Source organism: Pseudomonas sp. RL_105y_Pfl2_101, assembly GCF_963970585.1.
Lineage (GTDB): Bacteria > Pseudomonadota > Gammaproteobacteria > Pseudomonadales > Pseudomonadaceae > Aquipseudomonas.
In genome coordinates this window covers 47,274-70,686 of record NZ_CAXAPG010000008.1, presented here as the reverse complement: position 1 = coordinate 70,686, position 23,413 = coordinate 47,274, and the positions used below count along the sequence as shown (strand labels likewise).

The window sequence follows — 23,413 nt, the reverse complement described above, 5'->3', positions numbered from 1 at the left end:
TATAGGGGTCGACCATGCGACCCCGCAGGTTGTATTCGGCGCCAGGCTCAAGCCTTGCACCCGATCCAATTAGCTTGCGACGATGTTGACCAGCTTGCCGGGCACGACGATCACTTTGCGAATCGTCAGGCCATCGACGAAGCGCAGCACGTTTTCATTCGCTCGCGCAGCGGCTTCGATTTCTTCGCGAGTGGCGGCGGCCGGCATTTCGATCTGGCCGCGCAGCTTGCCGTTGACCTGGATGACCAGGGTCAGGCTGTCCTGCACCAACGCGGTTTCGTCCACCACCGGCCAGCGTGCGTCAATCACCGGGTCGGCGTGACCCAGTTGATTCCACAGCGCGTGGCTGATGTGTGGGGTGATCGGCGCCAGCAGCAACGTCACGGCCTCCAGGCCTTCGTGAACCAGTGCGCGATCCTGCTCGGTGCCTTGCGCGGCTTTTTCCAGCACGTTCATCAGCGTCATCACCTGGGCGATGGCGGTGTTGAATTTGTGGTTCTGGCCGACGTCATGGCTGGCTTGCTTGATGGCCAGGTGGATCGAGCGGCGAATGGCTTTCTGCTCGTCGTTCAGGCTGGCGACGTCCAGTTTGCCCGGCAGACCCAGGGTGACGTGGGCTTGAGCCAGGCGCCAGACGCGCTTGAGGAAACGGTGCGAGCCCTCGACGCCTGAATCGGACCACTCTGCGCTCATGTCAGGTGGTGAGGCGAACATCATGAACAGGCGGCAGGTGTCTGCGCCGAACTGGTCGATCATCGACTGTGGGTCGACGCCGTTGTTCTTCGACTTGGCCATTTTCTCGGTGCCGCCAATTTCCACCGGCAGGCCGTCGGCGATCAGCTTGGCGCTGATGACCTTGGCTTTGCTGTCGCGTTCGAGTTCGACATCGCTCGGGTTGAACCAGGTGTAGGCACCGTTGGCTTCACGACGATAGTAGGTCTCGGCGATCACCATGCCTTGGGTCAGCAGGTTCTTGAACGGCTCGTTGGAGCTCACCAGGCCTTCGTCACGCATCAGCTTGTGGAAGAAGCGTGCGTAGAGCAGGTGGAGAATGGCGTGTTCGATACCGCCGATGTACTGGTCCACCGGCAACCAGTGGTCAGCCGCGGATTTTTCCACCAGGCCGCCTTGATAGTGCGGCGAGGCGTAGCGCGCGTAGTACCAGGAGGACTCGACGAAGGTGTCCATGGTGTCGGTTTCACGCTTGGCCGGTGCGCCGCATTTCGGGCAACTGCACTCATAGAACTCGGGCATGCGCGCCAGGGGTGAACCGGCGCCGTCAGGTACGACGTCTTCCGGCAGGACCACGGGCAGTTGATCTTCCGGCACCGGAACGTCACCGCAGGTGTCGCAATGCACGATCGGGATCGGGCAGCCCCAGTAACGCTGGCGGCTGATGCCCCAGTCCCGCAGGCGGAACTGGGTGCGCGAGGTGCCGAGGTTTTTCTTGATCAGGGCAACTTCGATGGCATCGAACGCGCCGGGGAAATCCAGGTCGTTGAACGCTCCGGAGTTGATCAGCTCGCCATGTTCGCCATAGGCGTCTTGCCAAGGTTCCGGGGTCTGGTCGCCGGCGCTGGTACGCACCACGGCTTTGACCGGCAGGTTGTACTTGTGGGCGAATTCGAAATCGCGCTCGTCGTGGGCGGGGACTGCCATTACCGCGCCGTCGCCGTAGTGCATCAGTACGTAGTTGGCGACCCAGACCGGCAGTTTCTCACCGGTGAGCGGGTGCTCGACGAACAGCGAGGTTGGCAGGCCTTTTTTCTCTTGGGTGGCGACGTCGGCTTCGGCGACGCTGCCGCCCTTGCATTCGGCGATGAACGCCTGCAGCTCAGGGTTGTTCTGTGCCGCCAGGGTGGCCAGCGGATGCTCGGCGGCCACGGCCACATAGGTGGCGCCCATCAGCGTGTCCGGGCGGGTGGTGAAGACTTTCAGGGTGCCGGCTTCGCCAATGGAGGCGACGTCGTACGGGAACTGTACTTCCATGCCCCGGGACTTGCCGATCCAGTTGCGCTGCATGGTCTTGACCTGCTCGGGCCAGCCGGTCAGCTCGTCGAGACTCTCCAGGAGTTCATCCGCGTAGGCGGTGATCTTGAAGTAGTACATCGGGATTTCGCGCTTTTCGATCAGCGCGCCGGAGCGCCAGCCGCGACCGTCGATCACTTGCTCGTTGGCCAGTACGGTCTGGTCCACCGGGTCCCAGTTCACGGTACCGTTCTTGCGGTAGATCACGCCTTTTTCGAACAGGCGGGTGAACAGCCATTGTTCCCAGCGGTAGTAGTCGGGTTTGCAGGTGGTGACCTCGCGGGACCAATCCACCGCCAGGCCCAGGCTGCGCAGCTGGGTTTTCATGTAGGCGATGTTTTCGTAGGTCCACTTGGCGGGGGCTACGTTGTTCTTCATCGCGGCGTTTTCCGCCGGCATGCCGAAGGCGTCCCAACCCATGGGTTGCAGGACGTTCTTGCCTTGCATGCGCTGGTAGCGGGAGATCACGTCGCCGATGGTGTAGTTGCGCACGTGCCCCATGTGTAGCTTGCCGCTGGGGTAAGGGAACATCGACAGGCAGTAGTACGTCTCCTTGCCTGGCTGTTCACTGACTTCAAAGGACTTTTGCTCGTCCCAGAACGACTGGGCGGCGGCTTCGATTTCAAGGGGCTGGTAGTGTTCGTGCATGGCTACTTTTGTACTGAATGGGGTGGCCCAATCCTCTTCGTTGCCATGCTGGACGCAGACGACGCCACATGCGGCGTTTTCGATGCCCAGCCAAGCTGGAAGTGGAGTTACAGGAAGCGCCGTAGCATACATGACCGCGCTCTACCGAGGGAAACCCTGATTGCTGCCGAACCACCGCTGAGCCATTGCCGATCAGCGGCAATGACCCGTGTTCAGGGCCGTTGGTCGCGGCGCCCTGCCGGTTTGCCCAGCGAAGCTACGCTTCTCAATGGGGAGTGAGTCTTATCTTCAATGAGGTGAGGGATGGTTGAATCACAACGAAAAGTCGCTACACCTGAGTTGTACGAAAAACTGATCGATCGTCTTGGGGTGGCCCTGGACGCTGCAAGAACCGCCGGTCGCTTGCGTGATGAGCGCCCGGTAGAGCTGGAACTGCGAGGCTTGAGCCCCGCAGAGTTCGAACTGGTCAAGGCCTACCTCGAACAGGCCGGACATCAACCCCCCACCACAGGGGCCCAGGCACTCAAGCGTCTAGACGCGCCCCGTTCGGCCAAGGTTGTGTGGCTCAAGGACCGGACGCCTGATAAGGATGCTGTAAAGGTCCGGTCGCTGCAGTTTAAGTAAAGCCGGATTCACGTTTGTCGCTTTTTTTGGTTCAAGGCTTTTTCGAATCTGTTGTCGCTTTGCGTCAACCCACTTAGGCTTCGGGCATCTATGGAGATGCCCGATGCCGTTTCGCTATTTCATCAAACAACTTTTATTGCCGCCCGGCATTCTTTTGCTGCTATTGGCGCTCGCCTGGTGGTGGCGCCATTCACGGCCGCGCCTGGCCCGGCTGTGTTTCGCCGTGGGCCTGGGCGGTTTCTGGTTGATGAGCCTGCCGGTGGTGGTGCAGTGGAGCGCCAACGCATTGGAGCGTGAGCCGCCGCTGCTGCGCAGTGAATGGGCGACCCTGGCCCAGCGTGCCGACGCCATCGTGGTACTGGGTTCCGGTCGCGAGCGCGGTGACCTGGCCTGGGGGGGCGACCAACCCACCGGTGTCGGCCTTGAGCGCCAGCGTTATGCGGCGCGATTGGCCAAGGCTTCGGGCTTGCCCGTGTTGACCACTGGGGGCTTGCACTACGGCACCCCGCCCAGCGAGGCCAAGTTGATGGCCGACTCGATGCTGGATGATTTCGGCGTCAACGTGCGCTGGCAGGAAGGACGTAGCCGCACCACCTGGGAAAACGCCCAGATGAGCGCCGAGATCCTGTTGCCGGAAGGCATCAAGCGGGTCGTGGTGGTCACTCAGGCCTGGCACATGCCGCGGTCGGTCTGGAGTTTTGAACGCGCGGGGTTTGAAGTGGTGCCGGCGCCGGTGGGTTTCCTGGGACAGGACAATGCCCGGCCACTGGGCGGTTGGATGCCGGAGTTCAAGTCGATCTGGCAATCCGGGCAGTTGATGAATGAAACGGTGGGGCTGGTGGGGTATCGGTTGTTTTACCGCTGAGCGGTGTTGCGGCAAGTGGAATTATCCCGCTGGAACGCACCTGTGGAGCTGCGTAGGAGCTGCCGAGTGCAACGAGGCTGCGATCTTCCCCCAGCCAATTGAATCCTGGAGCGAAAGATCAAAAGATCGCAGCCTTCGGCAGCTCCTACAGAGTCCAGCAGGAGCAAGGATTATCGAAAACCTTAAACCGTCCTGGCCATCCGGCTCGCCATCAACGCCCAGCCCAGCAGCAATACGCACAAGATGATCAGCGGCCACGAGCGCCATTGCAGGTACGGCGTCAGGCCGTGCATCGGCACCACTTCGCCGTACAGGATGCCGCGCTCGAATTGTGGGATCTGCGCGGTGATCTGGCCAAAGGGGTTGATCAGGCCGGTCACGCCGTTGTTGGTGGCACGGATCATCCAGCGGCCGGCTTCCAGGGCGCGCATCTGCGCCATTTGCAGGTGCTGCAACGGGCCGATCGAGGTGCCGAACCAGGTGTCGTTGCTGATGGTCAGCAACAGGTCGCTGCGCGCCGAGAGGCCGGCGGCAAATTCCGGGTAGACCACTTCATAGCAGATGAACGGCGCGATCTGGTAACCCTTGGCTTGCAGCAGTGGCTGGTCGGCCGGGCCCCGGGCGAAGTCCGACATGGGCAGGTCGAAGAAGGCGATCAGGCCGCGCAGGATGTCCTGTAGTGGTACGTATTCGCCAAATGGCACGAGTTTTTGCTTCAGGTAGGTACCGTCCCCTTCGCCGGTCACGGTGATGCCGTTGTAATAGCGCTTCTCGTGGCGTACCAGTTGGCGAATCGGCACACCGGTAATCAACGCCGACTGTCGCTCGGCGGCGAAGTTGCCCATCGTGTCCAGGTAGCCTTGGGCAGACTCCTTGAGTACCGGCACCGCGGTTTCCGGCCAGATCAGCAGGTCGACGCGCTTGGAGGCGAAGCTCATGTCGCGGTACAGCGCCAACTGCGCGTTGAGCTGCTCGGGGTCCCACTTCATGTTTTGTTCGATGTTGCCCTGGATCGCCGCGACGCTCAGCGGGTCGCCCGAAGGACTGGTCCAGGCGTGACCCTTGAATGCCATGCCAGCCACCCATGGGCCGATCAGCAGCAGCACGCCCGCGGCGATAAAACCTTTACGTGCGGTGCGGATCAACCGGGGCGCGTTGTACAGCAGCGCGGCGGTCAGGGCCAGGGTGAAGGAGATCAGCCACATTCCGCCCAGCGGCGCGAGGCCGGCCAGCGGGCCGTCGAGTTGGCTGTAGCCGGAATACAGCCAGGGGAAGCCGGTGAGGAACCAGCCGCGGAAGGCTTCCTGGCCCAACCACAACGCGGCGAACGCCAGGGCATCGGCCAGTGGGGCCTCGTTACGGCGCAGCCAGCGCGCCCACAGCCAGGCGGGCAGGGCGAAGAACCAGGCGATGGCGGCGATGAACAGCAGCATCAACAACCCGGCGAGCAGCACCGAGGCGCCGCCGAAGTTATGGATACTGACGTAGATCCAACTGGTGCCGGCACCAAACAGGCCAAAACCGAAACACCAGCCACGGCCCAAGGCCTGGCGCGGCGAGAGTTCGCGCAACCCGGCGTAGAACAAACCGACCGCCAGCAATGCCAGCGGCCAGAGGTCGAACGGCGCCAAGGCCAGGGTGGTGATCGCACCGGCCGCCATGGCCAGCAGGTTACCGGGCCAGCCGGGGCGGGTTATCCAGCGCATTTTTGTCCTTAGCGGGTCTCGCAGGGGTTATCGGCCAATGGGCGACAGGCGCAGCAAGTGAATCCGACGGCTGTCGGCATTCAGGATGCGGAAGCGCCAGGAGCCGATTTCCGTGGTTTCGTTGCGCTTGGGCAGGTGCCCGAAAGCACTCATCACCAGGCCGCCGACGGTGTCGAATTCATCGTCGGAGAATTGGCTGTCGAAGAATTCGTTGAAGTTCTCGATCGGCGTCAGGGCCTTGATCAGGAAGTCGCCGCTGGGCAGGGGCTTGATGTAGCTGTCTTCCTCGACGTCGTGCTCGTCCTCGATGTCGCCGACAATCTGCTCGAGCACGTCTTCGATGGTGACCAGGCCGGCCACGCCGCCGTATTCGTCGATGACGATGGCCATGTGGTTGTGGTTGGCGCGAAATTCACGCAACAGCACGTTCAGTCGCTTGGACTCGGGCACGAAGGTGGCCGGGCGCAACAGGTCCTTGATGTTGAAGCGGTCGCCGTTTTCCTGAAGGATCAACGGCAGCAGGTCCTTGGCCAGTAGCACGCCCATGACGTCGTCATGGCTCTCGCCGACGACCGGGTAGCGCGAGTGAGCGGAGTCGACCACGGCGGGCAAAAATTCGCGAGGGGTCTGGGTCGCCTTGATGCTGACCATCTGCGAGCGCGGGACCATGATGTCCCGGACTTGCAGGTCAGCGACCTGGATGGCGCCTTCGACGATGGCCAGCGCTTCGCTGTCCAGCAGTTTGTTCTGGTGTGCGTCGCGCAGCAGCTCCAGCAGCTCCTGGCGGTTCTTCGGCTCATGGGCAAAAGCCTGGGTGAGCTTGCCCAGCCATGACTTCTGCCCGTTGCTCGATCGATCTTCGCTCATAGCGATTACTCTGAATCCTTTGTCGTTACAGGTTGATGTATCAGTGTTCGTCGCCGGCGTAGGGGTCGGGATGACCCAGCTCTGCAAGCAACGTTCGTTCCAGAGCTTCCATTTCTTCGGCTTCGTCATCTTCTATATGGTCGTAACCCAGTAGATGCAAGCAGCCGTGAATCACCAGATGGGCCCAGTGGGCCTCAGGGGGTTTGTCTTGTTCCGCCGCTTCACGCTCCACCACCGGGACACAAATCACCAGGTCGCCCAGTAGCGGGATATCAAGCAGTTCGTCGGGCACATCGGCGGGGAACGACAGCACGTTGGTGGCGTAGTCTTTCTGCCGCCAGGTGTGGTTCAGTTCACGGCCCTCGGGCTCGTCCACCAGGCGGATCGTCAGTTCCGAGTCGGCGCTGCGCTGGCGCAGGGCCAGTTCGCACCATTGGCGGAACTGGGCTTCGCTGGGGGCGGCGTGTTCGCAGGCCACTTGCAGGTCGAGTTCAAGCATTGTGGCGATTGCCTTTGCTTTCGACCGAATCTTCATCGGCGCGATTCTCGAAACGCTCGTAGGCTTCGACAATGCGTTGCACCAACGGATGGCGCACGACGTCCTTGGGCATGAAGTGCGTGAAGCTGATGCCCGGCACGTCCTTGAGGACCTGGATCACATGGTTCAGCCCGGACTTGGTGCCACGGGGCAGGTCGACCTGGGTGATGTCCCCGGTGATGACGGCGGTGGAGCCGAAGCCGATGCGGGTCAGGAACATTTTCATCTGTTCGACCGTGGTGTTCTGGCTTTCGTCGAGGATGATGAAGCTGTTGTTCAGCGTACGACCACGCATGTAGGCCAGCGGCGCGACCTCGATGACTTGGCGCTCGATCAGCTTGGCGACGTATTCGAAGCCGAGCATTTCATACAGCGCGTCATAGAGCGGGCGCAGGTACGGATCGATCTTCTGGGCCAGGTCGCCGGGCAGGAAGCCGAGTTTTTCACCCGCTTCGACCGCCGGGCGTACCAGCAGGATGCGCCGCACCTGTTCACGTTCCAGTGCATCGACGGCGCAGGCCACGGCCAGGTAGGTCTTGCCGGTACCGGCTGGGCCGATGCCGAAGTTGATGTCGTTGCCCAGGATTTCCTTCACGTAGCGCTGCTGATTCAAGCCGCGAGGGCGAATCATACCTTTTTTCGTGCGCAGGGCCACGGCAGGTTCCGACGGGGCGGGGTTGTCGAGTTCCTCGACAGCCGACTCCTGCAGGAACAGGTGGACCGTATCCGGCGACAACTCGCTCCCCTTGGTTTCCCGGTAGAGACGGCGTAGCAGGTTTTCCGCGGAGGTGGTGTGCTTGGGTTCGCCGATCAGTTCGAACTGGTTTCCGCGGTTGCGGATCTCGATGGCCAGGCGCTGTTCGATCAAGCGCAGGTGCTCGTCGAATTGCCCGCACAGATTGGCGAAGCGGCGAGCCTCAAAGGGCTCGAGAATAAAGCGATGTGGTTCGATGGGTGCGTTCAAGGTCGTTTTTAGCCGCCCGGGGGCAATTAAGGTGAAATCAAGGATAACGCCAGTAGGCTGGGTGCGAAAGCTCTTAATAAACCGAGCGATCTTGTGGGAGCAAGGCTTGCCCGCGATGAGTGCAACTCGGTCCCTCAGGAATTGAGGCGCCTGTATCGCGGGCAAGCCTTGCTCCCACAAGTTCTGCTTTCACAGGGAATTGGGGAGTTACTGGATCAGCGAACCGCGCAGGGAGTGCGGTTGCGCGGCGTCGATGTGCACGTCGGCGAACTGGCCGATCAGGGCCGGGGTGTCGCAGCGGAAGTTGACGATGCGGTTGTTTTCGGTCCGTCCTTGCAACTCGCCCGGGTCCTTTTTCGAGTAATCGGTCACCAGAATCCGCTGGACGGAGCCGACCATTTGTCGGCTGATCTCGAAACCTTGCTGATTGAGGCGATGCTGCAAGGCGTTGAGCCGTTCCTTTTTCAGTTCTTCCGGGGTTTCGTCGGCCAGGTCGGCCGCCGGGGTGCCAGGGCGCTGGCTGTAGACGAAGGAATAGGAGAAGTCGAAGCCCACGTCTTCGATCAGTTTCATGGTCTGCTGGAAGTCTTTCTCGGTTTCGCCAGGGAAGCCGACGATAAAGTCCGAGCTGATGCAGATTCCCGGTACTGCCGCACGCAACTTGCGCAGCTTGGATTTGTACTCAAGGGCCGTGTGGTTGCGTTTCATGGCCGCAAGGATCCGGTCGGAACCCGATTGCACTGGCAGGTGCAGGTGCTTGACCAGTTCGGGGACGTCGGCGTGGGCCTGGATCAGGCTGTCGGAGAACTCCAGCGGATGGGACGTGGTGTAGCGGATGCGGTCGATGCCATCCACTGCCGCCACGACGCGGATCAGTTCGGCGAGGTCCGCCAGGCGCCCGTCATGGGTCAGACCACGATAGCCGTTGACGTTCTGCCCCAGCAGGGTCACTTCACGCACGCCGTGTTCCGCCAGGTGGATGATCTCGGCGATCACGTCGTCGAACGGCCGGCTGACTTCTTCGCCGCGGGTGTAGGGCACCACGCAGAACGTGCAGTACTTGCTGCAACCTTCCATCACCGACACGTAGGCACTTGGGCCGTCGATGCGCGGTTCGGGCAGGTGGTCGAATTTTTCGATTTCCGGGAACGAGACGTCCACTTGCGGCAGCTTGGTGCTGCGGGCGGCGTCGATCATCTCCGGCAGGCGGTGCAAGGTCTGCGGGCCAAAGACCACGTCCACGTACGGCGCACGATCACGAATGGCCGCGCCTTCCTGGCTGGCCACGCAACCGCCCACGGCGATGACCATTTCCGGGTTGGCCAACTTCAGTTCGCGCCAGCGGCCGAGCTGGGAATACACCCGGTCCTGGGCGCGTTCGCGAATCGAGCAGGTGTTGAGCAGGATCACGTCCGCGTCTTCAGCGCGGGCGGTGACTTCCAGGGCCTGGTGTTCACCCAGCAGATCGACCATGCGCGAGCTGTCGTACTCGTTCATCTGGCAACCGTGGGTTTCGATGTAAAGCTTCTTGGCCATGGACGGGATCATCACGTGATTCAAAGAACCGCGCATTATAGAGAACAAGTCCCTGGGTTCCCACCGCTGTGCGAGCAGTGGCTATGCTATAGTTCGCGCCCTCATTTTTACCCGCCGATGTGTTTCGCCAGCCATGACCAAACGTGAAGCTCCAATCTACAAGGTGATTTTCCTCAACCAGGGCCAGGTGTTCGAAATGTACGCCAAGCAGATCTATCAAAGTGATCTGTGGGGTTTCCTGGAAGTGGAAGAATTCGTCTTTGGCGAGCGCACGCAAGTGGTCGTCGACCCGAGCGAGGAAAAGCTCAAGGCGCAGTTCGAAGGCGTGGTGCGCAGCTTCGTGCCGATGCATTCGATCGTGCGTATCGACGAAGTCGAACGCCTGGGCACCCCGAAAATCAGCGAAGCCCGCGGAGCGGTCGGCAATGTGATGCCGTTTCCGATGCCGATGCCTGAGAAGTAGGAAATATTTTTTGTTCCTGCGTCAGGCCCTGTAGGCGCTGGCGAAGCCTGCGATCTTTTGATCTTGATCTTTCGCTCTCGACTCAATTGCCAGTGGAAAGATCGCAGCCTCGTTACACTCGACAGCTCCTACAGGGGCCAGGCTGTGCGATTCAGGGCAGTGGCGAGAAGGGCGTACGCCCATCGGCGTTCTGCAATTCCATCAGGTATTTGCGAAAGATCTGCCCCAGCACTTGGGTTGCCACTTCCAGTTCGTCGCGGGGCATTTGCTCGGCGACTTCGTCGGCGGTATCCAGGGCTTCTTCGGCGCCATTGACCGCGGCCATTTTCAGGACGATGTAGGCCTGGACGTTGTTGGCTGGCACGCCTTCGCCATGGAAGAACATGCCGCCGAGCTTGAATTGCGCCTGGGCATGGCCTTGCAGTGAGGCTTTTTCGAAGTAGTCGAGGGCTTTTTTGAGGTCGCGCGGTGCAGCCTTGCCTTCGTAGTAGAACTCGCCCAACTCGTATTGCGCTTGTGCATCACCTGCGTCCGCCGCTTTTTGACAGGCGTCGAGTGCCGGTGCGAGATCTTGTGGCTGGGTATTGAGCGTGCAACGGCCCAGCGCCGGGATCAACAACGAGTTACCGCCTGCCTGTGCATTCGCGAGCAGGGGCTGAAGGAGCAACAGGCAGCCCAAGGCAAGGGTGCGGCCGGTGCGGTTCATGGGAATCGACTTACCTCTGAGGGGCGCGCGGACCCTCCGGGGGATCCAATAAGCGCGCATTATGAAATAAGCAGGGCCATCCTTACAAAGTCTTTACTCGTTTTTCTGCTGCGAGGGAATCGCAGCGACCATTTGCTAGACGAATATGTAGGAAAAGGCAGGGATGTTGAAGAAGAGATAATCAATTTCGGTGTCAGGCTGGGTCAGTCGTCACTGACTTACCTGAATGATCGCCTACCATTACCTGTTCGCGCTCTAGGCCAGACCTGATAGATCTGACAGTAGCGACACTTTTTACCCTTTGCTAGCTTAACTCTGGAGAGTTGAACCGGCGGATTGTAGATTGGTGCCATGGCAGCGAAGGCAGCACCGACAACGCATGTGAGAGGACACATTCCACGCATTCTCTATGTGGCGGCCCCAGGCGAACCGCCAGGCAGCCGCGCCTGTTGGTAACTTGGAGCGGAGTTTTGGCTATGACTGGTTTGCATCACCATACCCCGACCCTCACAGCCATCGACCCGCGAGGCCTGCCGTCACGCACGGTGCGCTACTGTCGCGCGGAGGTGGCTGAGGTAGCCGAGGCACGGGTGGAGCGCCAAGCATTCGACGCTGTCGGGCGGCCAGTGGCGCAGTGGGATGCACGATTGTGGGCATTACAGGAGACAGGTCAGGTGGTGCCGGCCAATCAGGTTGCGATCCACAGCCTTTCAGGACAGGTGTTGTCTAGTGACAGTGTAGATGCGGGCTGGCGGGTGGCCTTGTTGAGTGAGGCCGGGCAGGCACATCAGGTCTGGGACGGATGCGGTAACCACGTCCGCACCGATTACGATAGCTTGCTTCGCCCGGTGGCGGTGTATGAACAGGCGGCGGGCGAGCCCGAGTGTTGTGTAGAGCGCCTGACCTATGGTGGCCCTTCGGAAGCCGACAGAAACCGTTGCGGTCAAGTGCTGCGCCACGACGACCCGGCTGGCACAAGACACTGGCCCGACTATGGCATGCGGGGTCAGGCACTGGCCGAGAGTCGTGCTTTCCTGCAGACGTTGGAAACCCCCGACTGGGCCGAGGACGAGATCTCGCGTGATGCGCTGCTCGAGCCTGAGGTCTATACCACGGCTTGGACCCATGACGCATTCGGTGCGGTGCTTACGCAGGTCGATGCGCGCGGTCACAAGCAGCGCCAGGCTTACACGGTCGCGGGTCAGCTCAGGGAAAGCGCGCTGACCTTCTCGGGTGGTGTTGAGCTATGCCTGGTGCATGAACTGGCTTACAACGCTTTCGGCCAGGTCGAGTCCCAGTCAGCGGGCAATGGCGTACGAAGCACCGCCACCTACCGTCCGTCCGACGGCCGCCTGCTACACCTGATGACCAGCCGCCCTGACGGGATCCGTCTGCAGTCGCTCGGCTATGGCTACGATCCGGTGGGTAATGTGCTACGCATCGAGGACGCTACCGTGACGAATGCCTACTTCGCCAACCGCAAGACCGACGGAGTGAGCACCTATGCCTACGACAGCCTGTACCAATTGATCGAGGCTTCGGGCCGCGAGAGCCCCAGCGCCGGCGTTGGCCCCGGATTGCCGGGAATCATTCCGCTCCCGGCGGTGCGGACCCTGGCGTGCTCACACCTTACAACGAACGCTATGCCTACGATGCCGGCGGCAATCTCACGTTACTGACACATCAGGGCCAGCAGAACTGGACCCGGCGCATGGCCATAGCCCCCGCCAGCAATCGCAGCCTGCCCTGGCCACAGGACAGCCCCGAACCGGATATCGAGGCGGTTTTCGATGCCAATGGCAATCTACAGAGCCTGGAGGGCCAGCCACTAGCGTGGGACGTGCGTAACCAGTTGAAGCAAGCGACCCAACTGTCGCGCCAGGATGGCCCGACGGACCGGGAACGCTATGCCTATGACGGCGGCAACTGGCGAGTGCGCAAGATTATCCTGCGCCAGGCGCGGGCAATCACCCACGTCTCCGAGGTGCGCTATCTGCCGGGGCTGGAGCTAAGGACCGATTCGGTCACGGGGGAGGTGCTGGATGTGGTCACGACGTCGGCCGGACGGGCCCGGGTGCGGGCGCTGCGCTGGCACGCGGGGCTCCCGCAGGACATCCACAACGACCAATTGCGCTATGAGATGGACGACCACCTGGGCAGTGCGGTGCTGGAACTCGATGCCCAGGCCCGGTTGATGAGCCGGGAGGGTTACTACCCGTATGGCGGCACGGCCTGGCGGGCGGCGCAAAATGCCACTGAAGCGAAGTATAAGGTGATTCGTTATTCGGGCCAGGAGCGTGACGCCACAGGGCTCTCCTACTACGGCTCAGGTATTACGCCCCGTGGTTGCAAAGATGGATCAATCCTGATCCGGCCGGGGCGGTTGATGGGCTGAATCTTTACAGAATGGTTCAGAATAATCCCGTGTCGTTGCGCGACGGGGAGGGCTTGGCTCCACTGTTCAATCCATTTATACGGGCTGTTGATCAAGCCAAGAGCGACGCCCAAAAGATAGTCGGCAAGACGATTGAAATTCTGGAGGCGGGCAGCAGCCCCGAAATTGGAATGGTGATGAATTTATTTTTCGGTGATTCGTCTCCTGAACGAAGGATGCAGTGGAAAGAAGATCTCGGAAAAGTTCAAGCACTTATGGAAGACACGAACGTGTCGCGTGACTTTAAGGAGATTCCTTGGCGAGAAGGTCTGACGACAGTTGCCCAGATAGATCAGAAGGAATATCAAAATTTCAGGATCTATCGGCAGGGCATGGACCGAACTGCAGAGCAATCCAAAGAGCTTTCGTGGATGGAGAAACGGGGCTTTATCAGCGAAAAGAAGGTCGATCTGAAAGATTATAAAGGGGCCAGGTTCTTACAAGCCAATAGGGAAAAATGGCAAGAACAGCGTCAGATCACAGATAAGGACTTTATGGCTCAAACGATCATTCATGAGTTTTCGCATGCGGCGGCAGGCACCGAAGACTATGTCTACGGGAAGGTCTTGAGCGGCATGGATCCAAGCTCTTTATATGAGCTTCCACAAGGGCAGGTTGTTCAGAGGATCAGCTTGACGCATACAAGGAGAGGCTTAAGGGCGGCGGAGCAATAGATTTCCGTCAATTAGCTTATAAAAATGCCGATTCGTTCGCTTACGCGACGACGCTTTTGTCGTTCGCAGATTCCAAGCAGGCTATTCGACGTGAAAAATACCAGAACTTTGTGACCAATCGAGTTAGGTCCTAGGATGAGTTTGTTTGAGTGCCGAATATTCAGTGCCGGAAAACTACTTCATACAGTTCAACTGCCTTGGTAAGGGCAGGGTTGACGCTTCGAACACTAACGCCCCGGGCAGCGGCTTCACTGGAGGACCGCTGCTGTGTCAAGGGACACTATTGTCCGGAGACAGACTGGCGCGCAACACCAATCTGAGCTGGGGTGAGGGCACATCAATAAGCGGCGCTCCTACTTCAGCGCCGCAAAGGCCCGTTCGGCCGCATCGAGGGTGATCTTCAGCTCGGTCTCGCCATGGGCGGTGGAAGTGAAGCCGGCTTCGAATGCGCTCGGGGCCAGGTACACGCCGCCGTCGAGCATCAGGTGGAAGAAGCGCTTGAACCGGCCAGCGTCGCTGGCCATCACGTCTTCGAAGGTGACGATGTCATCGGCGCCACTGAAGTACAGGCCGAACATGCCGCCGGCCTGGGTGGTCACGAACGGAATGCCGGCCGCATCAGCGCGAACTTGCAAGCCGTCGAGCAGGCGGGTGGTGTAGTCGGTCAGTTCGGCGTGGAAACCCGGGCGGCTGATCAGGCGCAGGGTGGTCAGGCCAGCGGCCATGGCCAGTGGGTTGCCCGACAGCGTGCCGGCCTGGTAGACCGGGCCCAGCGGCGCGATGCATTCCATGATGTTGCGCTTGCCGCCGAAGCAGCCCACCGGCATGCCGCCGCCGATGATCTTGCCGAAGGTGCTCAGGTCCGGCGTGACGCCGTAATGGGCCTGGGCGCCACCGAGGGCCACGCGGAAACCGGTCATCACTTCGTCGAAAATCAACACCACGCCATGCTGGTCGCACAGGCTGCGCAGGCCTTCGAGGAAACCCGGTGCCGGCGGCACGCAGTTCATGTTGCCGGCCACCGGTTCGACGATGATGCACGCCACTTCCTGGCCGACTTCGCCGAGCATCTTCTCGACGGCTTCGAGGTTGTTGAACGGCAGGGTCAGGGTGTGTTTGGCGAACGCTGCCGGTACGCCGGCCGAGCTCGGCACGCCCTGGGTCAGTGCGCCGGAGCCGGCCTTGACCAGCAGGCTGTCGGAGTGGCCGTGGTAGCAGCCCTCGAACTTGATGATGCTGTCGCGACCGGTGAAACCCCGCGCCAAGCGGATCGCGCTCATGGTCGCTTCGGTGCCGGAGCTGACCATGCGCACCATTTCCATCGACGGCACGATCGAGCAGACCAGGTCGGCCATCTCGGTTTCCATCGCGGTCGGGGCGCCGTAGGAGAGGCCGTGTACCAGTTGCTTGCGCACCGCATCCAGCACGTCCGGATGGCTGTGGCCGAGGATCATCGGGCCCCAGGAACCGACGTAATCCACATAGCGTTTGTCGTCTTCGTCGGTGACGTACGCGCCTTCGGCGTGCTTGAAGAACAGCGGGGTGCCGCCGACGCTCTTGAACGCACGAACAGGCGAGTTCACGCCGCCGGGGATGTGTTTCTGGGCATTGGCAAACAGGGTTTCGGAACGGGACATGGTTGGGCTCTCGAAAACGGAAAATGGACTATTTGATCTGCAGCAGCTCGTTGAAGGCGCGGGCACGGCGCGTCACTTCAGTGGTGCTGTCGGCACCGAACAGACCGTGGACCACCGCCAGCAGGTTGACCCCATGGGCCACCAGCGGAGCGGCGTTGTCCAGGGTGATGCCGCCAATGGCGCACACCGGAATATGCAGTTTGATGTGCGCCTGTTCGAGCAGTTCAAGGTTTGCGCTGGGGGCGCCGGGCTTGGTGTTGGAATTGAAGAAACGCCCGAACGCGACATAACTGGCGCCTTCGCTGGCGGCTTGTTCGGCCAGTGCCAGGCTGGCGTGGCAGGTGGCGCCGACGATTGCCTTGTGCCCGAGCAATGCCCGCACGGGTGCCAACGGGCCATCAGTTTGTCCCAGGTGCACACCGACGCCCAGGCGTGCGGCCAGTTCGGCGTCATCGTTGATGATCAACTGGGTCTTGTAGCGCTCGCACAGGTTGCGCAGTGCTTCGGCTTCCCGCAGGCGGCGAGCCTCGTCGCTGGTTTTGTCGCGGTATTGCAGCAGGGTGACGCCACCTTCCAGCGCCGCTTCCACATAAGCGAGGAATTTGCCGGCCAGCAATTGGCTATCGGTGATGGCGTAAAGGCCACGTAATTTCATTTCACAGGCCTCCGGTACTACGAGCAGAAATCCAGCGGTAGGCGACGCGGGACGAACTGGCCTTTGCCCAGTTGTTCGGCATCGCGCAAGGTGCGCCAGGTGTAATCCAGTGCTGTCTTGACAGCGCTGGCGAGCTGTTCGCCCTGGGCCAGCCGACCGGCGAGGGCGCTGGCCAGGGTGCAGCCGGAGCCGTGGTAGCTGCCGGGCAAGCGCTGGCAGGTAAAGGTTTCGCGCGCGCCGTCGCGGCTGTACAGGCGATTATGGACTTCATGTTCGTCGCCGTGACCACCGGTGATCAACAGGTGTTTGACGAAGGGCAGCAGTTTGTCCGCGCACTCGTCGGCGCTGCCTTCGGGCAGTTCGGCGAGGATGCGTGCTTCAGGCAGGTTGGGGGTGGCGATGATTGCCAGGGGCAGCAGGCGTTCGCGCATGGCGTAGCCGACCTCATCCTTGCCCAGGCGCCCGCCACCGCCGGCGCGCAGCACCGGGTCGCAGACCATGGGCAGGTGCGGATGCGCCTGGAGCAGTTCGACCACCGTGTCGACCATTTCAAGTGAGCCAAGCATCCCCAGCTTGACCGCCGCCACCTGGGCATCGTTGAGCACGGCATTGGCTTGTGCCAGCACCCACTCTCGGTCGAGCACCCGGAAATCGCTGACGTTGACGGTGTCTTGCACGGTCAGTGCGGTAACGGCGGGGGCGGCATGACAACCCTGGGCAAGCAGGGCTTCGATATCTGCCTGCAAACCGGCGCCACCACTGGGGTCGTGGCCGGAGAGACAGAGGACAACGGGGCGTGAGCTGTAGATATTCATGGTGCGCGAGCTTACCACCAAACCTGTTTTATCGGTGGTCGGACGCTGAGGGTTTTGTAGTGAGTGGCTGGCCACATTGGCCCGCCAGTTGCCAACCTGACCAAGGCAACAGCTCTATCTCAAGGCTTTTCTCTGAGACGCCCGTCCTAGAGCCTTTGGTAGGAAAAATTTCAATGGTGCAAATTGGCCATCAGCGGCTATGCTAAAGGTGGATCCAACTCATAACAGGTCATGCCGGTTTTACGTCTACTCAGGGAATGGGGGGCTTCCTGACTCAACCGGACAGGCCGCGCTGGGGCTTAAATGCGCTATTTGCTGATGTTGTTGCTGTGCTTGTCCCCTCTGGCAAGTGCTCTCGAATTCGATGAATTCACCCACAACCTGCCCTTGGGCCATGCCCTGCAGGTGTTCGAAGATGCAGGCGGCACGGCCACCATCGATGAGGTCCAGGCCCAGGCTGGCGCCGGTGCTTTCAAACCCCACGATCAAACCACCCTGAACGCCGGTTACTCGCGATCAGCTTTCTGGTTGAAAATCGACCTGCAGTACCGCCCCGAAAATCCGGACGCCCAGCGTACCTGGTTGCTGGAGCTGGCGTACCCGCCGCTGGACCACCTCGACTTGTACCTGCCCGATGCGGCGGGGGCCTATCGCCTGGTTCGCCAGACCGGTGATGCGTTGCCGTTCAGCAGCCGCGAGATCCGCCAGAACAACTACCTGTTCAGCCTGGCTTTCAAACCCGAACAACAGCAGACCCTCTACCTGCGCCTGCAAAGCCAGGGTTCGATCCAGGCGCCGCTGACGCTGTGGTCGAGCACCGCTTATCTCGAACAACAGCCAGAGCGTTTGTATGTACTGGGGATCATCTATGGCGTGCTGCTGGGGATGCTGGTCTACAACCTGTTCATCTACCTGAGCGTGCGTGATACCAGCTACCTCTATTACATCTTCTATATTGCCGCGTTCGGCCTGTACCAGTTGTCGGTCAACGGTGCCGCCGTGGAGTACTTCTGGCCGGATAACCCCTGGTGGGCCAACGCCGCGACGCCGTTCTTCATCGGCTGCGCGGGCCTGTTTGGCAGCCAGTTCGCCCGCAGTTTCCTGCAAACCGCCCAGCATAGTCGTTGGCTGGACCGCCTGCTGCTGGCGCTGATCGCCTACAGCGCGATGGTGGTCGGCCTGTCGCTGATGACCAGTTATGCCCTGGCGCTGCGCCTGGCGACGGTGTTGGCACTGCTGTTCACGGTGGCGATCTTTGCCGCCGGGTTGTTTGCCTGGTGGCGTGGCCTGCGAGTGGCGCGTTACTTCATCATTGCCTGGTCGGCGTTCCTGCTGGGGGGCATCGTCAATACGTTGATGGTGCTCGGCTACCTGCCGAACGTCTTCCTGACCATGTACGCCAGCCAGATCGGCTCGGCCATCGAAGTGGCGCTGCTGTCCCTGGCCTTGGCCGACCGCATCAATGCCATGCGCGAACAGCAGGCCCAGACCCTGTTGGATGCTGGGCAGAAACTCGAAGTGCTCAACCAGCAACTGGCCCACGGCAACAAGCTCAAGGATGAATTCCTCGCCACCCTGACGCATGAACTGCGCACGCCGATGAATGGTGTGATCGGTTCCCTTGAGCTGATGGAAACCGTCGAGATGGACGAGGAACTGACCCAGTATCAACAGACCGCCGCCGGTTCGGCGCGGGACATGATGCGCATGGTCAACGGCATCCTCACCCTGACGGAGTTGCAGGCCGGCAAACTCAAGGTCTATCCGGCACCGTTCAGCCTGCGTGGGATGGTCGATGCGCTGCAGGTGCAGTTCGGCGCCAATGCGGCGGCCAAGGGCCTGGACTTCAAGGTCGACGTGTCCCCAGGCCTGGCGGACCGGTTGCACGGCGACAGCGGCAAACTGGCCCAGAGCCTGGAGTGCCTGCTGGACAACGCCATCAAGTTCACCCGGGTTGGCGGTCTGGCCCTGCGAGTCAGCGGCAGGCCGACGGCGCTTGATCGACTGGTGCTGTCCTTTGCTGTCATCGACACCGGAATCGGTTTTACCGATCTGGGGGAAGCGACCTTGTACCAGCGCTTCTTCCAACTCGACGGTTCGATGACCCGCGAATACGGCGGCCTTGGCGTGGGTCTGGCCATTTGTCGGCAACTGGTGGAGCTGCTGGGCGGACGCCTGATCCACACCTCCGAGCCCGGTCGTGGCAGCCGTTTTCAGTTGGACGTGGCGTTTGACGTGGCGTTGCCAGCGGCCGTCCCGACGCCGTTTTCCTTCGGTAGCCGCCAAGGCTCGCGCCTGCCGCAGGAATGCACGGTGCTACTGGCCGATGACAACAGCATCGATCAGTTGGTCATGCGCGGCATGTTGCTCAAGCTTGGTTATCGGGTACGCACGGCCGACAGTGGTGCCGCTGCGCTGGATCTGCTGCACGGCGAGCGCTTTGATGCGGTGCTGCTTGATTGCCAGTTGCCGCCGCTGGACGGTGTGTCGCTCTGCTGCCAGATCCACACCTTGTCAGGCTGCGAGGAACTGCCGGTGCTGGTGGTCAGCCCGAACGTGGGGCGCGAGTGCTGTCCCTCGGGCGCGCCGATCGATTACTTGAGCAAACCGGTGAAATTCGAGGCGCTGCAGGCGATGCTCCAGCGTCGCGTGCTTTGCCCGAGGCAGGGTGAAAGTGCCGACATTTAGGCGTATATGACACTTTGTTCGGCCTGGAGGCGGTGCTTAACTGAATCCCTGGCCGATCGAGGAGCCCTGTCATGAACCTGCACCAGTTCGCTGAAACCCACGACGTCACCAATCAGCCACCGTCCCTGGATGGCGCCAACCTGTACCGCATCGACTTACCGCTACAGCAGTGGTCGCAGCGCTTTGGGGCGGGCTGGGCACAGGCGCGGATCGATGCGTATGGGGCGCTGGCCGGCGGGCCGTTGATGGAGGCGGGCTTCCTGGCCAACCAGAACAAACCGATGTTCTCCAGCCATGACCGTTACGGCCATCGCATCGACCTGGTGGAATTCCATCCCGCTTATCACCAGTTGATGCGCACCGCCGTCGAGCACGGCCTGCCCAGTTTGCCTTGGACGCATCCGCAGCCTGGCGCGCATGTCGCCCGTGCCTCGATGACCTATCTGCACAGCCAGGCCGAAGCCGGCACCGGCTGCCCCCTGACCATGACCTTCGCCAGCGTGCCGGCGCTGCGCTTGCAGCCGGACCTGGCCGAGCGCTGGGTGCCAAAGGTGCTGGCCACCGAGTACGACCCGCGTAACGTCGGCATGGCCCACAAGGCCGGGGTGACCCTGGGCATGGCGATGACCGAAAAACAGGGCGGCACCGATGTGCGGGCCAACACCACCAAGGCCTATCCAGTGGGCACCAGCGGCCCCGGCCAGGCCTATGAACTGGTCGGGCACAAATGGTTCTGTTCGGCGCCGATGTGCGATGCCTTCCTCACTTTGGCCCAGACCGACAAAGGCCTGACCTGTTTCCTGTTGCCGCGCCATCGCCCCGACGACACCCGCAATCAGTTCTACATCCAACGGCTGAAGAACAAACTGGGCAACTGTTCCAACGCGTCCAGCGAAGTCGAGTTCCGTGGCGCGCTGGCCTGGATGGTGGGTGAGGAGGGCCGAGGTGTGCCGACGATCATCGAGATGGTCGCCATGACCCGTTTCGATTGCATGGTCGGCTCCAGCGCCCTGATGCGCCAGGCGCTGACCCAGGCCAGCCATCACTGCGCGCACCGCAAGGTCGGTGGCAAGTTGTTGAGTGAACAGCCGCTGATGCAAAACGTCCTGGCTGACCTGGCGCTGGAAAGCGAGTCCGCGCTGGCCTTGAGCCTGCGCATGGGCCAGGCACTGGATCACTTGAATGACGAACATGAGGCCAAGTTCGCCCGGCTGGTGACGGCGGTGGGCAAGTACTGGATCTGCAAGCGCGCCCCCGCGATGATCAACGAAGCCGCCGAATGCATGGGCGGTGCCGGCTACGTCGAAGACAGCATCCTGCCGCGCCTGTACCGCGAAGCGCCGGTCAACTCGACGTGGGAGGGCTCCGGCAACGTGCAATGCCTCGATGTGCTGCGCGCCTTGTCCAAGGAGCCGGGTGTGCTGGAGGTATTGTTCAGCGAGTTGGGCGACGGCCACGGCGACAAGCGCCTGGCTGCCCACATCCATCAACTGCACGCTGCGTTCAAGGACACCGGCGACATCCAGTACCGCGCCCGGCAATTGACCGAAGACATCGCCGTTGGCTTGCAAGCCAAGCTGTTGCTCGAGGCGGGGAACAGCGATATCAGCGATGCCTTCATCGCCAGTCGCCTGGGTTCGGTCGGCCGGGTGTACGGAGCCTTGCCTCGAGGCTTGAATGTCGAGACGATCGTGACGCGCTCCACTGCGCACGGCTTCTAAGAAGCCCGGGGTCGACACATGACCCTGTGGGAGCAGCCTGCTCGCGAAGGGATCGGCACATTCAATAGTGTGCTGACTGATACACCGCTTTCGCGAGCAGGCTCGCTCCCACAGGGGATGTGCGTTGAATGAAGATTCTGCGACCCGCGGCGATCAGGGTGGGAGCGGTGATGGCAGTTTAGGGGCTGCTGAGATCAAGGGCGCAAGCGAGTCCACTACGCCACTGTTCCCGTCGGGCGGCGATGCAGGCAAGATGAAGGCCTGCAAGTCAGAACACAGGAAGCTGATCGTGACCGAAGCGTTTATTGTCGTTCAAACCGCCGAGCAAGCCGTGGATCGTCTGGCGGCCCTGCACGCGCGTGCGACCACCGCGTTGAACCAGGCGCTGATGCGTTATCTCAAGGACCGCGTCGAGCCGGATGCCGAGCAGCGTGCGTTGTTTCGCTATCCCGCCTTGCGCCTGACCTATCACTGCCACGGCGAAGTCCCGCAAACCACGCGTGCCTATGCCAAGGTTCAATTGCCCGGCACCTACAGCGTCACCGTCACCCATCCCACGGCCTTCCGTAAATACCTGTTGGAACAGTTGGTCCCGCTGATGCACGACTTTACCGTCACCGTGGAAGTGGGCGTCAGCGAGCAGAACATTCCGTACCCGTACGTGGTGGAGCAGGGCGACGAACTGGCCGGCTCCGGCGTGACCGCCGCCGTGCTGGCGCGGGTATTCCCCAGCACTGATCTGTCGGCCGCCACCGATGGCATTGCCGACGGCCTCTATGACTGGGAAAACACCGACCCGTTGCCCCTGGCGCTGTTCGACGCCGCGCGGGTGGACTTTTCCCTGCGCCGGCTGGTGCATTACACCGGCAGCGACTGGCGCCATGTGCAGCCGTGGATCCTGCTGACCAACTACCACCGCTATGTCGACCAGTTCATCGTCCATGGCCTGGAGCAACTGCGCAGCGACCCGCGCTTTGTGCGCATGGTCCTGCCGGGCAACGTGATCATCGACAAGAACATGGAGCACGGCGAAGCGTCGGCCATCGCCGCCGGTGTGGTCTGGCACCGCTACCAGATGCCGGCCTATCACCTGCAGACCAATGATGGTCATGGCGTGACCCTGGTGAACATCGGTGTCGGTCCTTCCAACGCCAAGAACATCACCGACCACCTGGCCGTGTTGCGCCCACATTGCTGGCTGATGATCGGCCACTGCGGCGGGCTGCGGCAGTCCCAGACGATCGGTGACTACGTGCTGGCCCACGCCTACATGCGCCGCGATGGCATTCTTGACCGGGTGGTGCCGCCGAACATTCCGATTCCGGCCCTGGCCGAAGTGCAGATGGCGCTTCAACAGGCCGCGGCGAACATCACCGGCGAAAAGGGCGACGAGCTGAAAAAACGCCTGCGCACCGGCACCGTGCTCACCTACGACGACCGCAACTGGGAGCTGCGCTGGGCCCAGGAGCGTCCGCTGATCAACCTGTCCCGCGCGGTAGCGGTGGACATGGAAAGCGGCACCATCGCCGCCCAGGGCTATCGCCTGCGGGTGCCTTACGGCACCTTGCTTTGCGTTTCAGACAAACCGCTGCACAGCGAAATCAAGCTGCCGGGCTCGGCCAACGCGTTCTATGAACGAGCGGTCAACCAGCACCTGAAGATCGGCATCGAGGCGTTGGACCTGTTGCGTACCGAACTCAACTCGTTGCATTCGCGCAAGCTGCGCAGCTTCGACGAGCCGCCGTTCCGCTGATGCCCCGTTGAAGGGGATGGTGGTTATTTAACGGTCGGGCCACTAGCATGGTCGGCCCAGACCGTTAGATGTTGTATTCGCCATGCCCCGT

19 protein-coding genes are annotated in these 23,413 nt (G+C 61.4%); 9 read left to right on the top strand and 10 right to left on the bottom strand.

The genetic code is table 11. The annotated features are described in order from the left end of the window. Positions 1-69 precede the first annotated feature (69 nt). Positions 70-2,676, bottom strand: a complete 2,607-nt coding sequence (gene leuS, locus AACY31_RS11835; protein ID WP_339481894.1) for a leucine--tRNA ligase — start codon at positions 2,674-2,676, stop codon at positions 70-72. 303 nt (positions 2,677-2,979) lie between these two features. On the opposite strand from leuS, the gene AACY31_RS11830 reads away from it, so the two are divergent. Continuing rightward, a complete protein-coding gene (locus AACY31_RS11830; RefSeq protein WP_339481895.1) occupies positions 2,980-3,300 on the top strand; it encodes a hypothetical protein in 321 nt (106 codons plus the stop codon). A 103-nt stretch (positions 3,301-3,403) separates the two neighbouring features. Continuing rightward, positions 3,404-4,165, top strand: coding sequence for a YdcF family protein (locus tag AACY31_RS11825; protein WP_339481897.1), 762 nt, complete (start codon positions 3,404-3,406; stop codon positions 4,163-4,165). Positions 4,166-4,347: 182 nt separating this feature from the next. On the opposite strand, the gene lnt is transcribed toward AACY31_RS11825, so the two are convergent. From lnt to miaB, 5 genes are all read right to left on the bottom strand, one after another. After that, entirely contained in the window at positions 4,348-5,871 is a 1,524-nt protein-coding gene (gene lnt / locus AACY31_RS11820; RefSeq protein ID WP_339481899.1) for an apolipoprotein N-acyltransferase, read from the bottom strand. Between the two features lie 27 nt (positions 5,872-5,898). Continuing rightward, positions 5,899-6,738, bottom strand: coding sequence for an HlyC/CorC family transporter (locus tag AACY31_RS11815; RefSeq protein WP_339481901.1), 840 nt, complete (start codon positions 6,736-6,738; stop codon positions 5,899-5,901). Positions 6,739-6,778: 40 nt separating this feature from the next. After that, positions 6,779-7,237: an rRNA maturation RNase YbeY gene (gene ybeY / locus AACY31_RS11810; protein ID WP_053125636.1), complete on the bottom strand. Its 459-nt coding sequence runs from the start codon at positions 7,235-7,237 to the stop codon at positions 6,779-6,781. Further along, positions 7,230-8,240 carry a PhoH family protein gene (locus AACY31_RS11805; RefSeq protein WP_339481902.1) on the bottom strand — a complete coding sequence of 337 codons (1,011 nt, stop codon included), beginning with the start codon at positions 8,238-8,240 and terminating at the stop codon, positions 7,230-7,232. The genes ybeY and AACY31_RS11805 overlap by 8 nt, the downstream gene beginning before the upstream one ends. A gap of 207 nt (positions 8,241-8,447) precedes the next feature. Beyond that, positions 8,448-9,776, bottom strand: coding sequence for a tRNA (N6-isopentenyl adenosine(37)-C2)-methylthiotransferase MiaB (gene miaB, locus AACY31_RS11800; protein WP_339481903.1), 1,329 nt, complete (start codon positions 9,774-9,776; stop codon positions 8,448-8,450). 133 nt (positions 9,777-9,909) lie between these two features. Between miaB and AACY31_RS11795 the strand changes: the two genes are divergently transcribed. Further along, positions 9,910-10,239: a DUF1820 family protein gene (locus AACY31_RS11795; RefSeq protein WP_003185742.1), complete on the top strand. Its 330-nt coding sequence runs from the start codon at positions 9,910-9,912 to the stop codon at positions 10,237-10,239. 151 nt (positions 10,240-10,390) lie between these two features. Here AACY31_RS11795 and AACY31_RS11790 read toward each other — a convergent pair whose 3' ends face one another. Next, the gene (locus tag AACY31_RS11790; protein WP_003205863.1) at positions 10,391-10,945 is read right to left on the bottom strand and encodes a tetratricopeptide repeat protein; all 555 of its coding nucleotides are present in this window, start codon (positions 10,943-10,945) and stop codon (positions 10,391-10,393) included. A 476-nt stretch (positions 10,946-11,421) separates the two neighbouring features. On the opposite strand from AACY31_RS11790, the gene AACY31_RS11785 reads away from it, so the two are divergent. From AACY31_RS11785 to AACY31_RS11775, 3 genes are read left to right on the top strand one after another with little or no spacing between them, the layout of a single operon-like run. After that, entirely contained in the window at positions 11,422-12,624 is a 1,203-nt protein-coding gene (locus AACY31_RS11785) for a hypothetical protein (RefSeq protein WP_339504503.1), read from the top strand. Further along, a complete protein-coding gene (locus AACY31_RS11780) occupies positions 12,564-13,340 on the top strand; it encodes a hypothetical protein (protein ID WP_339492465.1) in 777 nt (258 codons plus the stop codon). The genes AACY31_RS11785 and AACY31_RS11780 overlap by 61 nt, the downstream gene beginning before the upstream one ends. Then, positions 13,292-14,053: an RHS repeat-associated core domain-containing protein gene (locus tag AACY31_RS11775; protein ID WP_445261536.1), complete on the top strand. Its 762-nt coding sequence runs from the start codon at positions 13,292-13,294 to the stop codon at positions 14,051-14,053. The genes AACY31_RS11780 and AACY31_RS11775 overlap by 49 nt, the downstream gene beginning before the upstream one ends. Positions 14,054-14,406: 353 nt before the next feature. Here the strand turns inward: AACY31_RS11775 and hemL are convergent, their stop codons facing one another. The 3 genes from hemL to AACY31_RS11760 are packed head-to-tail and all read right to left on the bottom strand — an operon-like array spanning position 14,407 to position 17,160. Next, positions 14,407-15,690 (bottom strand): glutamate-1-semialdehyde 2,1-aminomutase, encoded by a 1,284-nt coding sequence (gene hemL / locus AACY31_RS11770; RefSeq protein ID WP_339504501.1) that lies wholly within the window; start codon positions 15,688-15,690, stop codon positions 14,407-14,409. 28 nt (positions 15,691-15,718) lie between these two features. After that, positions 15,719-16,345 carry a thiamine phosphate synthase gene (thiE, locus tag AACY31_RS11765; protein ID WP_339481910.1) on the bottom strand — a complete coding sequence of 209 codons (627 nt, stop codon included), beginning with the start codon at positions 16,343-16,345 and terminating at the stop codon, positions 15,719-15,721. Positions 16,346-16,362: 17 nt separating this feature from the next. Next, positions 16,363-17,160: a hydroxymethylpyrimidine/phosphomethylpyrimidine kinase gene (locus AACY31_RS11760; protein ID WP_339481912.1), complete on the bottom strand. Its 798-nt coding sequence runs from the start codon at positions 17,158-17,160 to the stop codon at positions 16,363-16,365. A gap of 303 nt (positions 17,161-17,463) precedes the next feature. Here AACY31_RS11760 and AACY31_RS11755 point away from each other — a divergent pair, with 303 nt between their 5' ends. From AACY31_RS11755 to amn, 3 genes are all read left to right on the top strand, one after another. Next, complete coding sequence (locus tag AACY31_RS11755; protein ID WP_339481914.1) at positions 17,464-19,848, top strand: hybrid sensor histidine kinase/response regulator; 2,385 nt, start codon at positions 17,464-17,466, stop codon at positions 19,846-19,848. A gap of 71 nt (positions 19,849-19,919) precedes the next feature. Next, the gene (locus AACY31_RS11750; protein WP_339504499.1) at positions 19,920-21,569 is read left to right on the top strand and encodes an acyl-CoA dehydrogenase family protein; all 1,650 of its coding nucleotides are present in this window, start codon (positions 19,920-19,922) and stop codon (positions 21,567-21,569) included. A gap of 253 nt (positions 21,570-21,822) precedes the next feature. Then, positions 21,823-23,322, top strand: a complete 1,500-nt coding sequence (gene amn / locus AACY31_RS11745) for an AMP nucleosidase (protein WP_339481969.1) — start codon at positions 21,823-21,825, stop codon at positions 23,320-23,322. Positions 23,323-23,413: the final 91 nt, after the last annotated feature.

Excerpts from the sequence above, each read along its gene's own strand:
- leuS (WP_339481894.1), bottom strand. The coding sequence starts at position 2,676 with ATGCACGAACACTACCAGCCCCTTGAAATCGAAGCCGCCGCCCAGTCG.
- AACY31_RS11830 (WP_339481895.1), top strand. The coding sequence starts at position 2,980 with ATGGTTGAATCACAACGAAAAGTCGCTACACCTGAGTTGTACGAAAAA.
- AACY31_RS11825 (WP_339481897.1), top strand. The coding sequence starts at position 3,404 with ATGCCGTTTCGCTATTTCATCAAACAACTTTTATTGCCGCCCGGCATT.
- lnt (WP_339481899.1), bottom strand. The coding sequence starts at position 5,871 with ATGCGCTGGATAACCCGCCCCGGCTGGCCCGGTAACCTGCTGGCCATG.
- AACY31_RS11815 (WP_339481901.1), bottom strand. The coding sequence starts at position 6,738 with ATGAGCGAAGATCGATCGAGCAACGGGCAGAAGTCATGGCTGGGCAAG.
- ybeY (WP_053125636.1), bottom strand. The coding sequence starts at position 7,237 with ATGCTTGAACTCGACCTGCAAGTGGCCTGCGAACACGCCGCCCCCAGC.
- miaB (WP_339481903.1), bottom strand. The coding sequence starts at position 9,776 with ATGGCCAAGAAGCTTTACATCGAAACCCACGGTTGCCAGATGAACGAG.
- AACY31_RS11795 (WP_003185742.1), top strand. The coding sequence starts at position 9,910 with ATGACCAAACGTGAAGCTCCAATCTACAAGGTGATTTTCCTCAACCAG.
- AACY31_RS11790 (WP_003205863.1), bottom strand. The coding sequence starts at position 10,945 with ATGAACCGCACCGGCCGCACCCTTGCCTTGGGCTGCCTGTTGCTCCTT.
- AACY31_RS11785 (WP_339504503.1), top strand. The coding sequence starts at position 11,422 with ATGACTGGTTTGCATCACCATACCCCGACCCTCACAGCCATCGACCCG.
- hemL (WP_339504501.1), bottom strand. The coding sequence starts at position 15,690 with ATGTCCCGTTCCGAAACCCTGTTTGCCAATGCCCAGAAACACATCCCC.
- thiE (WP_339481910.1), bottom strand. The coding sequence starts at position 16,345 with ATGAAATTACGTGGCCTTTACGCCATCACCGATAGCCAATTGCTGGCC.
- AACY31_RS11760 (WP_339481912.1), bottom strand. The coding sequence starts at position 17,160 with ATGAATATCTACAGCTCACGCCCCGTTGTCCTCTGTCTCTCCGGCCAC.
- AACY31_RS11755 (WP_339481914.1), top strand. The coding sequence starts at position 17,464 with ATGCGCTATTTGCTGATGTTGTTGCTGTGCTTGTCCCCTCTGGCAAGT.
- AACY31_RS11750 (WP_339504499.1), top strand. The coding sequence starts at position 19,920 with ATGAACCTGCACCAGTTCGCTGAAACCCACGACGTCACCAATCAGCCA.
- amn (WP_339481969.1), top strand. The coding sequence starts at position 21,823 with ATGAAGGCCTGCAAGTCAGAACACAGGAAGCTGATCGTGACCGAAGCG.